The sequence below is a fragment of the Rothia sp. 110740021-2 genome (genome assembly GCF_054263775.1).
This window is the reverse complement of the sequence record NZ_JBSZFE010000002.1, coordinates 129818-141151: the sequence shown is the minus strand read 5'-3', so window position 1 is coordinate 141151 and position 11334 is coordinate 129818. Positions and strand designations below refer to the sequence as shown.

Here is an 11334-nt window from a genome sequence, read left to right as displayed (position 1 = left end):
CCACGATTTTCGGTGATTTAGGTCGCCTAAACCGGCAATATTACGGGCTGAGCAGCACCGAATGCGAGGAAAATGGCTCACCTGGGGACAACTCACCGGGGCGCAGGCGCGAAAACGCCCCGGCTTTCTCCCACCTGAACGTGCAGGAAAGAGAAGACCGGGACGCCGCCAAGATAGGCTAAAAGCTGCTAGATGGCGAAGTATTCGCCGTTGAGTTCCAGCAGACCGTTCGTGCCCTCAACCACGCCGAGGCGGTGGGCAATGAGGCGGTCCTGCAGCTCATCGCCGGATACCAAGTCAACCAGAATGTTCGGGTATTTGGTTGAGCAGCGGATGAACTCATCGTATGCCTCATCACTGAATGGTGCGTTCGTGATGAAGGTGCCGAGCTGACCACCGCGGGCGTGAATCGCCAGGAAGAACGCGGTAATATCCTGCGGCTGAACGCTTGCGGACAGAACACTGCCAGCTACCGGGCGCAGAGTACGTACGTAGAATGCGCGTTCTTTTTCGCCGGTGGCGGGGATTGCCACACCGTCCACGCCCTGAGCTTCCAAAGCCTCTACAGTGTAGCCGCGCATTAGGAACAAATCGAAACCAATGCTACGGAAACGCTCCTCAGACACCTGAGCCAACGCCGGAGCCAACGCCTCGCGGCGGAACACCTGACGGTAACGCTTCAGCGCCTCACGCACCTGAGCGGCAGCCACCTGCAACGCGGTCGAGGGCTCAGTAGCCGAAACAGCAGGAGTGGGTACAGCAGACTGGGCGGTAGCCTCAGCGACCGGTCCCGCCGGAACCTCAGCGGGCCCCTGGGCAGTAGCCGCTACCGGCGAACCAGCTGGACGCGCCAACAACGCCGGAGAAGCACCCGGAACCGGAGCCAACTGCTCACGAGATGCACCCTCACGAGCCGCCAGACGAGCCTGACGCTCCGCCGCGCGCGCCTCCTTAGCAGCCTGAAGAGCCTCCTCACGAGCCTGCAATTCAGCCGCAATATCCTGAGGCAGCTTGTGCTTGAGTGACTGCGGCGGCAACGGTGCCATGCGGGCGGTCACCGCCTCCGGAGCACCCTCCGGGAATCGCTTGAGCAGCTCCTTACCCGCATCGCTCAGCTCATAACGCTCCGGATTCTTGCGAGAAGTACGACCCGTACCCTCACGCAGAGCATTCAGGTAGCGTTCGCCCTTAAGCACATGCATCGCCACCGAATAGCGGTTACGCAGACGTGGGGTCAGCTTATAACGGTGCGGAGCAACCTCACCCTGCAGGTACGGGATATCCAGGGCGAGCTTCAACTCATCGTAGATGTTGTAGTAGGAAATACGCGGGTTCTCCTCCACAAGCTTCAGAATCGGGTGCAGCAACTGATGTGGGTATGGCAGAGCATCTACAGCAGCGGGATCCAGTAGGGCCGAAGCCACCAGCTTCTGAACGCTCGGCTCAACCATCTGCGCCAGAGCCGGCGCGAAAGCCGAACCCAGTGAATAGACAGTCTCACCCTCGGAGAGGTAGTGGTGGGCAATCAGCACATCGTAGAGGTAATCCTGTGCGTCAATCTGCACAAAGTAAGGGTTTGAGGACTCCTGCTGAATGCGCTCGTCGCGGTCAAAGACCTGCTCCAGGCTCGGAAGGCTCAGCTCCACATCGGCGCCATGGTCGTTGAGGGTGTCGAGCAGAAGAACACCCATATGGGTCAGCAGAGCATCAGTTGCGGCAATATCCTCAGCCGTAATGGAGGCGCCCTCATCTTTCACCAGTGCCAGCACGGAGCTTAGCTCGCTCGCCGGCACGCCGGTCTCCTCATAGCGTGCCACCAGCTCCTTCGCCGAAGGCGACAGCGAGTACAGAGTCAGCGGAGAATCCGTGTGCTCGTGAATAGTCTTGGTGCGGAGGTAGCCCTCGCGGGTCAACAGGCTCAGCGCCTTAGCAATCACCGGCTCAATAATGCGCTGCTCCAGGTATGACAGACCGTACCAGCCCTGTACGAAACCGCACTCGCGTAGCACCAGCTCGCGAATCTTCACGGGAGCCGCCGCAGGGTAGGACGGGGTCACGCTCAGAACGATGGGCAGAAGCTCACGTACCGTAATGTGAGAGAGCAGAACCGGGTAGAACTGCTTCAGGTAGAAGAGGTGCACGCCGCTAAGGAGAGGCAGAACCGGCAGAAGAGCCTGTGCCTGCTGTTCCTTCGGAGTACCGAGTAGCTCACGGCCAGCCTTGCTGAGGCTGTAGTGCAGGTTGCCCGGATGCAACTGGCTGAGGGATACCTCAAGATAGTTAGCATTGACCAGCGCCGCGATCAGCTTATTGAGTGCCTCACGGAAGAGAACATTGTCATCGACCGCAATGAAACGCTGAGTCATATTGAAACCCAGGTCCACACCTACGGGGGTGTACATATCGGGGAAGAAAACCTTCTCGCCATGGTCCTGAGCGCGCTCAAAATGGCGGAGCAGAGAGAAAGCCGCCGCAACGCTGAGAGTGCGTGCTTCCTCTGGTAGAGCCTCCCACGAGGTTTCCTGCTGCAGAGAGTGCAATTCCGAATGGTCGATATGGAGCATTGTTTTATTCACAAAAGCCACGCTGGGCTCCTTATCTGGTGGTATTTATCGTGCGGGCATTCTTCATAAAGTGCAGTCATTCGAGCGGGAAAATAATCACACAATACTGGGCGACACCATCTTTATTTTTGGGTCGTCACTTTGGTAACCCGTCGTGAAGAGAAGCAGGAAAGACAGATTTCTCAGCCCGTTTCGCTTACGTACCGTCTTCTATGACGTGCACCCGGAAAGAACGCTATAAATTATGGTGAAGTACTGACACCGTCACGGGTATATGCACTTCGTGAAATAATGCGAGTATATATAACGCATTACAATCCCATTGTATCGGCTGGTTCAAAAAATAACCTAGATTTCTAAAACCAGCCGATATATGAAAAATATCCTCAAGGAAAAGTGAAAATACATTAAGTGAAATAACGCAGGAAATGCGCGAAGACCAGAGACATTCAGAGAGAAAAACTCACCTCAAAACACCCCCGGCTACTCCAAACCGCAAGCAAAATACTCCTCATCAATGCGATAACCGCACTCGCCCTCACCATCAAGCACGCCCACACGATGGCGAATCATCAGCTCCACCAAGTGGTGCTGATCAACCAGAGCAATATTGCGTGCACCCGGCAAACCCTGCAAATACTCAGGCACCGGATGCGCAAAAGCACCGCAGGTCACCAAAACGCCCTGTAAACCGCCGTGTAAAAGTACCGCACCGGCAAGCTTCTGAATCTGGTTGGGGGTGACCTTCATAGTTCCGCAATAATGCTTCACCTGAATATAAATCGGCGCGAAATCCAGGCCCTCAGAATAGTGGGCAATAACATCAACACCCTTATCATCAGCACTGCCGGTTACCTCGGTACTAAAACCAAGAGCCGTAAAAATATCGGCAACAATCTGCTCAAAATATTCTGGCGTCACCGCGTGAATATGCTGAATCAGATCCTGCGTAAAATGCTCCGCAAACTCAGCCTGAGCGTGAATCACCGGCGAATCGCTGGCACGCAAAATAATATCCAGCGGAGACTGACCGGCAGGCCAAGAATTTGCAGGTCCAGCAGAATTTAGGGCGGGGATAGGGTAGTCGGCATCGGTTGCATCATAAGCAGCGGGGTTCAGCTGAGTATAATCAGCACCTGAGAAAGGTGACAGAGTATGAAGGGCACCGGTATCAGAAGCGCCAAAAATGAGGCGATGCTCTTCCTCAGCATTCTCCAGTAGCGCGTTCGCCTGCTTCTGCAGCTTCTTCACACTCTTCGCCGTCAAACTCTGAGAGCACAAAGCCTGCACCTGCTTCACAACATGCGGCGGCACCGAACCGTGCAGATGCGGGGTGCAGGTCAGTTCGGCACCCAGGGGAGTAAGCAGGTACTTCCTCTTCTCCCACGGAGTCAAACGAGGCATAAGCTGGGCATAACGAAGTGCCACCAAGATTTTCAAGGTGGTACGCACAGCCACCGCAAAATCGGTGGATTCAAGAGCCGGTAGGTTCTTCTTCGACCCCAACGCCTTAGTCTGCTGCCGCAACTGCTCGCTAACATAGGCGGCGGTGCGAGGCACAGTCTTCGACAAGCGCCGTAGTGCCGGCAACAGAAGCGTGATATAGACATCCGGTGGGGGCCTATGGTTTTTATTCATCATCTTTGCCACGGTCCCTGCCAATTTACTAACACTATTGTGACGGTATATACATCGTAGCATCAGCATATATCATCATGACTTTATTGGCTCTAATATGACGAAACCATATGAATCAGTGTATTAGATATTGAATAACGCAATATAAGTCTTGAATTTGGGACAATACAATAGATTCCCGTCATACCAGCAGGTGTAACGGGAATCTATCCGTCAGATGTGAGCTACCCGCATTACATGGGGCGAGCGCGCCTCCACGAACCGGGGCCCGGGCGCAAGGAAGCGCCCAGGCGCTGACCGCGGTTCAGGATCCGTGAAGCGGCACCCACCAGCAAGTTCTGCTCCTGCTGCTCGCCATTTGCCTGTATCATTGCAACCACCGCGGTGAGGGCAGCAATCTCCTCCGGGGTGGGGGATCCCATAACCACCTTCAGTAGAGGCTCCTGCTTAGTGTCAGTATCTACCGAAGGCTGAGCAGAATCCTTCGCGGCGCTGGATGCGGTATCTGCATGCGCAGAAGAATGTGCGGAGCTACGCTCAAGCTGCTCGGCGCTCTCAGTAGCCTCCGAACTATCCTTCTTTTTACCGAATGAGAAATAATTCAGCGGGTTGTAGCCTGCCAAAGGCACACCTCCTTAGAAAACCTAAAATCCTGTGAATGCCCGCGCCACAAATGGTGCGGGCACATCGGAAGCCTACAGCGGGATATTGCCGTGCTTCTTCGCCGGGGTTGCCGCACGCTTATCGTGCAGGGCACGCAACGAGGAAATAATACGCATGCGAGTCTCACTCGGGGCAATAACCTCATCAATGTAACCCAGCTCAGCAGCCTGGTATGGGTTCAGCAGCTCTTCCTCATACTTGGTAATCAGCTCAGCGCGGCGAGCCTCAACATCGCCACCCTCAGCCGCCAGAGCAGCCAGCTCACGACGGTACAGAATATTCACCGCACCCTGGGCACCCATCACGCCAATCTGAGCGGTGGGCCACGCCAGGTTAATATCGGCACCCAGCTTCTTCGAACCCATCACAATGTACGCACCGCCGTACGCCTTACGGGTAATAACGGTGACCAACGGAACGGTCGCCTCCGCGTATGCGTAGAGCAGCTTAGCGCCGCGGCGAATAATACCGTTGAACTCCTGATCGGTACCGGGTAGGAAGCCGGGAACATCTACAAAAGTCAGAATCGGAATGTTGAACGCATCGCAATGGCGCACAAAACGGGCAGCCTTCTCCGAAGCGGAGATATCCAGGCAACCTGCGAACTGCATCGGCTGGTTCGCCACAATACCAACCGTGCGGCCCTCAACGCGGGCGTAACCAATCATCACGTTCGGGGCGTAAAGTGCCTGCATCTCCAAGAAGTGGCCGTCATCCACGACGGACTCAATGACCGCGCGCATGTCATAAGGCTGGTTTGCCGAATCCGGGATGAGAGTATCCAAATCCAAATCGTCTACAGTTACCACCGGTTCCTGGTCATGCTCCAGGGGCAGAGGCTCAGCAAGGTTGTTTGAGGGCAGGAACTCCAGAAGCTCACGCACAAAGTCGAAAGCGTCTTCCTCATCTTCAGCCAGGTATGTGCTGGTGCCGGTCACGGCGTTATGCTGACGCGCACCACCGAGGGTTTCCATGTCCACGTCCTCACCGGTCACAGTCTTGATGACGTCCGGGCCGGTAATGAACATGTGTGAAGTTTTATCCACCATGATGATGTAGTCAGTCAGAGCGGGGGAGTACGCGGCACCACCAGCGCAGGGGCCCATAATGACAGAAATCTGCGGAACCACACCGGAGGCGCGCACGTTCATGCGGAAAATATCGGCAAACATCGCCAGAGAAGCCACACCCTCTTGGATACGGGCACCACCACCATCGTTAATGCCGATAACCGGGCAGCCGTTCTTCAGAGCGAACTTCTGCACCTTCACAATCTTCTCGCCGTTCACCTGTGAGAGAGAACCACCGTAGACGGTGAAATCCTGCGAATACACGGCAACAAGGCGACCATCCACGGTGCCGTAACCGGAGACTAGGCCGTCCCCCAGAGGCTTCTTCGCCTCCATGCCGAACGCGGTGGTGCGGTGGCGGGCGAGGGCATCAAATTCTACGAAAGAACCCTCGTCTAGAAGCATGTCGATGCGCTCGCGGGCGGTGTTCTTACCGCGTGCGTGCTGCTTCTCAATAGCTGCCTCACCGCTGGGAGCAAAGCTATGTTCTCGACGTGCATAAAAATCAGCGAGCTTACCGGCGGTGGTGCTCAAGTCAAAATCCTGCTGGAGGTTCTCGGACATTATTCCTCGTTCCTGCTCCACCCGATCGTCGGGAGCCAGTGGTTGCGGTGATAGGGTGCTCAGGTGCCCCGAAGAGCACTCTTGAACAACGTACATATCTCTCAACTATAGTGCGAACTAGCACACATATGCCAGATGAGGAGCCAGAATATCAACACTAGATACACTTTCATGCACACACTGCCCGCAATGATGCGCGAAGAGCGCGAAAGAGGCATCTAGGACGCAAAGATACGATGCGGAAAAACCCCCTCTTGCACCGGCAATCCTTGTCGGCGAAGGGGGGGAGCTACTTGAGCTTTGCGAAATTTAGATGGTGCCCAGGACCGGGTTCCATTCAGTCACGGTGTGAGACAGAACTGCGCCACCAATGTTCATCGGGTCGTTAGCCACAATCTTCTCAGCAGCCTCAGCGGAATCAACCTTGGCAATCAGCAGAGCGCCGGCGGGGGTCTCGCCATCCAGCAGGGGGCCGGAAACAATCAGGTTGCCCGCCTCAATCTGCGAACCAAGGTACTCACGGTGAGCAGGACGGTACTTCGCCTGCTCCTCAGGAGCAGCGTAAACGTAAGTAATTGCGTAATAAGCCATATCGGTCTTCTTTCGAGCAGAGCGGAGGAACCTCCGCAGCCGGTCGGTGCTTCATGCACCCTCACTGTCTAATGTACCGTCTCGGGTGCCGGGTGGGTATCACCGGCGGCAAGAAATTGATATGGTGAGAAACCAGTGCGATTGGAGAGAAACCGGCAGGTTTTGGCGGCGGGTCGGAGTACTGCAGAGTAGCTTCGGACAGGACAGAAAGGCGCAAACTATGGAGGAGAATATGCATACCGAGAGTGATCGTTCGGTTTTGGATGCGCCGCGCATCCGCACCATTGCAATGGAAACTGGATACTCCAGCGTAAATCTCTACAATAAAGTCGACTCCACTACCACCCGTGCCCGCGAGGTACTTATGGGCGGCACGGACTCCGAACGCGAACAGCTCGGCGAGCTCTCTGTCTACACTAGCCTCTACCAAAGCGCCGGACGCGGCCGTCTGGCCCGAGTCTGGATCGCCCCTGCCGGTGCCTGCCTCGCCACAAGTATCGTGGTGCGCCCGCATGCCTCCGCCGACCCTCTCGCTCGAGAACTCACCGAAGACAGCTACCACTGGCTGACCCTCATCGCCGGGCTCAGCGTGGTCGATATTTGGCGTGACTACGGGGTAGACGCCGCCCTCAAATGGCCCAACGATGTGATTGCACAGGGTGCCAAAGGCTGCGGAATCCTCGCCCAGCTCGTTCCCGAAAGCGGCTCCACCGAGCAACAACGCAGCATTATTGTGGGCATCGGCCAGAATACGAACATGTCCGCCGAACAGCTGCCCGTACCCACCGCCACCAGCCTGAGCCTGTGCACCGGGCAGGTCATCGACTCCTCCGAGGTGCTCACCCGACTCCTTAAGATCTTCGCCCGCCGCTACCGCGCCTTCGTGCGCGCCGGCGGTGACCCTGAGCGCCCCGACCCCCTCAACCCGCAGAGCATCAGTCTGCTCGATCAGGCACGCGCCGCCACTGCAACTCTCGGAGCTAGCGTGCGCATGAGCCTGCCGGATGGAAGCACTGTAGAAGGCATCGCCGAAGACCTCGACGCGCAGGGGCGCATCCTCATTCGCCGCGAAGATGGAACCCTAGAGCCCTACGCGGTGGGCGATATTGAGCATCTTCGCCCCGTCAACGGTAGCTACGGAGACTTTCAGCAGGCACACTAGAACCAACCCCTAAAATTACAGTCCGGCACGGCAACTGCATCAATCCACACCGCCTCAACTGGCGCCTCCAGCCGGCCCATAACAACCAGCACAGCTAAGGAACACCATGCGTCTGCGCGGAAAACTCAACCCCGGTGAGCATGTCATCATTACCACTCGACAGCACTACGGCGCCCTGCTACCCGCGCTCGCCTACATACTGGTTGCTATCGCCGCCTCAACCTTTGCCTCCACGGTACGGTCCTCACCGATTCTGTGGACTCTCGGCATGATGTGTGCGGTTGGTACTGTTCTCGGAGCGGTGCGTACCGGATGGCGTTGGGCTACCACCTCCTACCTGCTCACCACGCACCGGCTTGTGGTTCGCCGTGGCGTGATGATCCGAACAGGAGACGACTCTCTCTACTTGGATTCCATGGGGGAACGCTGGGTAAAACAACGCGGCCCGGGCGCCTGGTTAGGCTATGGCTCCGTGTATGTGGTCTGCCACGGAGCGCACCACTGTCTGACCTATGTGCCTGAACCCAGGCGTTTTGAAAAAGAAATTAAATCCGCTAGACGTGACTATTACGCCTTGAGTTCCCGCTACATCTAGCTTTTCGGGGGTGTGTCTGCCAACTATAAAGAGGGTAGACCGGTTGACTCAGAGCCTAACCTGGCACCTAAATCAGCTGAAAAATGTGGATTAGAGTATTCTTAAATGTGAATTACTCCACTAAAATATCTTTGGGGGTGGATGCTTTGGTGCCCAAAACACCGCAGTGGAGGGTATATTAACAAGGCGCTATACAGTGAAGTAGTGCACAATCGACGCACAGCACCAGCTAGCGCACCCGCACGAGAGAACAGATGATTCGGCAGATATGAAAGGAGCAGCAACGGTAATGAGCACGGCAGACCCCCAGAAACCTGCACACTCTCTGCAGGGTACTGGCGCCACCATGGGCCCCGAAACCCAAATGCTGAACCTCAAAATTCTGCAGAACCTCGCGCAGAACAATATCTATCGAGACGAGGAATCCAAAGCAGGAATCCGAGCCCTCGAAAAGTCGCTCCTGGGACAGGGCCGCCGCTACACCCCCGTAGAAGCCGCAGAGTGCGCCGGACTTCCTCTCGAAACCGCCCAGCGTATCTGGCACAACATGGGTTTCCCAACGATCGCCGACCACTCGCCCTACTTCACTGAAACAGACGTGCAGATGCTTGCAGACCTGCAGAAGTTGGACGCAGAAGGCGACATTCGCATGGAATACGTGGCATCCCTTGTGCGCTCCGAAGGTCAACTGACCGACCGTACCGTCGCATGGCAGATTGAGGCGCTCGTGCACAATATCATGGTCACCGAAAACCTCAGCGATAATGATGCCCGCCGTAAGCTCCTCAAAGACTTCCCGCGCTACCTTGACGTTCTTGAGCGCCTGGCGCTCTACGCATACCGTCGCCAGATGTACGCCGGAATCCTGCGCCTGGGATTGCGCGAAAACAACGTGACCACCTCCGGACTTTCTCGCCTGCCCCTGGTGCGAGGCGTAGGGTTCGTTGACCTGGTTTCCTACACCTCCCTGGTACGTAACCTAGATGCCGCAGCTCTCTCTCAGCTCATCAACCACTTTGAACAGAGCTGCCTGGACGTTATCGCACCCCTGGGCGGTCGTATTATTAAGACCCTCGGTGATGAAGTTTTCTTCCTTACCGAAGCCCCGGACGCTATCGCAGAAATTAGCCTGCGGCTCTCCGAAAAGATCGGTGCCGACCCGCAACTACCGGATGCCCGCGTCGCCTTCATCTGGGGCGAAGTTCTGGCTAACCGCGGCGACGTGTACGGCTCCAGCGTGAACCTGGCCGCACGCCTGGTCTCCCTCGCTGAACCGGGTACCGTACTGACCGATAATGAGACAGCAAACACGCTCCGACAGGTGGGAAATCGCTATACTCTCACCTCGCAGGGAACGCGAAATGTTAGAAGCTTTGGTAACGTAGACCCCGTGGCGGTGACCCGTCGCGTGAACTACACAATGGAGATAGACCTCTCATGACTGAACTGAAACTACGTACCGGTGGTGCAACGCACCGCGGCGCACATCGAGAAAATAACGAAGATTCGATGGTCGTCGCCGGTTCCCTCTGCGTGGTCGCGGACGGTATGGGAGGCCATGAATCGGGCGAGGTCGCTTCGCGCCTGTGCGTGCGTCAGCTCGCCTACTCGCCCTTCTTCACCATGCCTGGCGGACGCAGCGAAGGAGAACAGCAGACCTACGTTAAGCGCCTCGCAGCTATTGATGAGGAAGACCCCGTTAAGCGCCGTCGCCGCGCAAATACCCTGCTTAACAACGAAATTGTGGGCGCCCTGAACCGTTTGCACGATATCCTCGGCGAAACCAACGAAGAAATTAAACAGGCGCTCTCCCACGCTGGCGGCACGACCGTCACTGGCGCCTGGCTAACCAACATCGGGGACCGTAACCTGTGGGTTATTTTCAACGTGGGCGACTCGCGAACCTACCGTCTGTTGCGTGAGGATGAGGGTATTCACCACTCCGCCATGGAGAAGCTGCCCGGTTCTGAGGGCTCCGCCTCGCTGGAGCAGGTCACCGCTGACCACTCCGAGGTGCAGTACCTGGTCGATGAAGGTCAGATTACCGCCCTGGAGGCGCTGACCCACCCGCGCCGCAACGTAATTACCCGCGCGCTGGGTACCGGTAACTACTGGGAACCGGACTTCTGGGTTCTGCCCGCCCGTGCCGGTGACCGCCTGATGCTCTGCTCCGATGGTCTTTCCGGTGAGCTTTCGCACGAATACATGGCGCGAGTACTCACCTCGATTCGCCACCCGCAGGACGCCGCTGACGTGCTCCAGCACGAGGCGTTGCGTTCCGGCGGTCGCGATAACATTACCGTGATTGTTGCTGACGCGGTCGAAGCCTAAACTTCATACTGTTTGATTCACCCCCGCCTTCTATAGGCACTCGCTCGAGTGCCTATAGAAGGCGGGGGTGAACTGTATCCGCGCACAGAAACTAAGGAGGCATAATCGGGTAAGCGGCTACGGCACTCTTGCATTATCGTTTACGTCATCGTTTGC

9 protein-coding genes are annotated in these 11334 nt (G+C 56.6%); 4 read left to right on the top strand and 5 right to left on the bottom strand.

Translation table 11 applies throughout. The features are described 5' to 3' along the window. Nucleotides 1-188: 188 nt before the first annotated feature. The 5 genes from ACUXHH_RS06565 to ACUXHH_RS06545 all read right to left on the bottom strand — a co-directional run bounded on the left by ACUXHH_RS06565 (nucleotide 189) and on the right by ACUXHH_RS06545 (nucleotide 7090). Entirely contained in the window at nucleotides 189-2564 is a 2376-nt protein-coding gene (locus ACUXHH_RS06565; protein WP_458391071.1) for a restriction endonuclease, read from the bottom strand. Nucleotides 2565-3047: 483 nt separating this feature from the next. Beyond that, nucleotides 3048-4136, bottom strand: coding sequence for a restriction endonuclease (locus ACUXHH_RS06560; protein ID WP_458391070.1), 1089 nt, complete (start codon nucleotides 4134-4136; stop codon nucleotides 3048-3050). A 299-nt stretch (nucleotides 4137-4435) separates the two neighbouring features. Continuing rightward, entirely contained in the window at nucleotides 4436-4831 is a 396-nt protein-coding gene (locus ACUXHH_RS06555) for an acyl-CoA carboxylase subunit epsilon (RefSeq protein WP_458391069.1), read from the bottom strand. A gap of 66 nt (nucleotides 4832-4897) precedes the next feature. Further along, entirely contained in the window at nucleotides 4898-6499 is a 1602-nt protein-coding gene (locus ACUXHH_RS06550) for an acyl-CoA carboxylase subunit beta (RefSeq protein WP_279754340.1), read from the bottom strand. Between the two features lie 309 nt (nucleotides 6500-6808). Beyond that, entirely contained in the window at nucleotides 6809-7090 is a 282-nt protein-coding gene (locus ACUXHH_RS06545; RefSeq protein ID WP_005508857.1) for a YciI family protein, read from the bottom strand. 232 nt (nucleotides 7091-7322) lie between these two features. Here ACUXHH_RS06545 and ACUXHH_RS06540 point away from each other — a divergent pair, with 232 nt between their 5' ends. The 4 genes from ACUXHH_RS06540 to ACUXHH_RS06525 all read left to right on the top strand — a co-directional run bounded on the left by ACUXHH_RS06540 (nucleotide 7323) and on the right by ACUXHH_RS06525 (nucleotide 11178). Continuing rightward, nucleotides 7323-8252 (top strand): biotin--[acetyl-CoA-carboxylase] ligase, encoded by a 930-nt coding sequence (locus tag ACUXHH_RS06540; protein WP_279754342.1) that lies wholly within the window; start codon nucleotides 7323-7325, stop codon nucleotides 8250-8252. Between the two features lie 106 nt (nucleotides 8253-8358). Continuing rightward, nucleotides 8359-8847 carry a glucose ABC transporter permease gene (locus ACUXHH_RS06535; RefSeq protein ID WP_458391068.1) on the top strand — a complete coding sequence of 163 codons (489 nt, stop codon included), beginning with the start codon at nucleotides 8359-8361 and terminating at the stop codon, nucleotides 8845-8847. 289 nt (nucleotides 8848-9136) lie between these two features. Continuing rightward, nucleotides 9137-10288: an adenylate/guanylate cyclase domain-containing protein gene (locus tag ACUXHH_RS06530; RefSeq protein ID WP_279741997.1), complete on the top strand. Its 1152-nt coding sequence runs from the start codon at nucleotides 9137-9139 to the stop codon at nucleotides 10286-10288. Beyond that, complete coding sequence (locus tag ACUXHH_RS06525) at nucleotides 10285-11178, top strand: PP2C family protein-serine/threonine phosphatase (protein WP_279741998.1); 894 nt, start codon at nucleotides 10285-10287, stop codon at nucleotides 11176-11178. Before ACUXHH_RS06530 ends, ACUXHH_RS06525 begins: the two co-directional genes overlap by 4 nt. The last annotated feature ends 156 nt before the right edge of the window (nucleotides 11179-11334 follow it).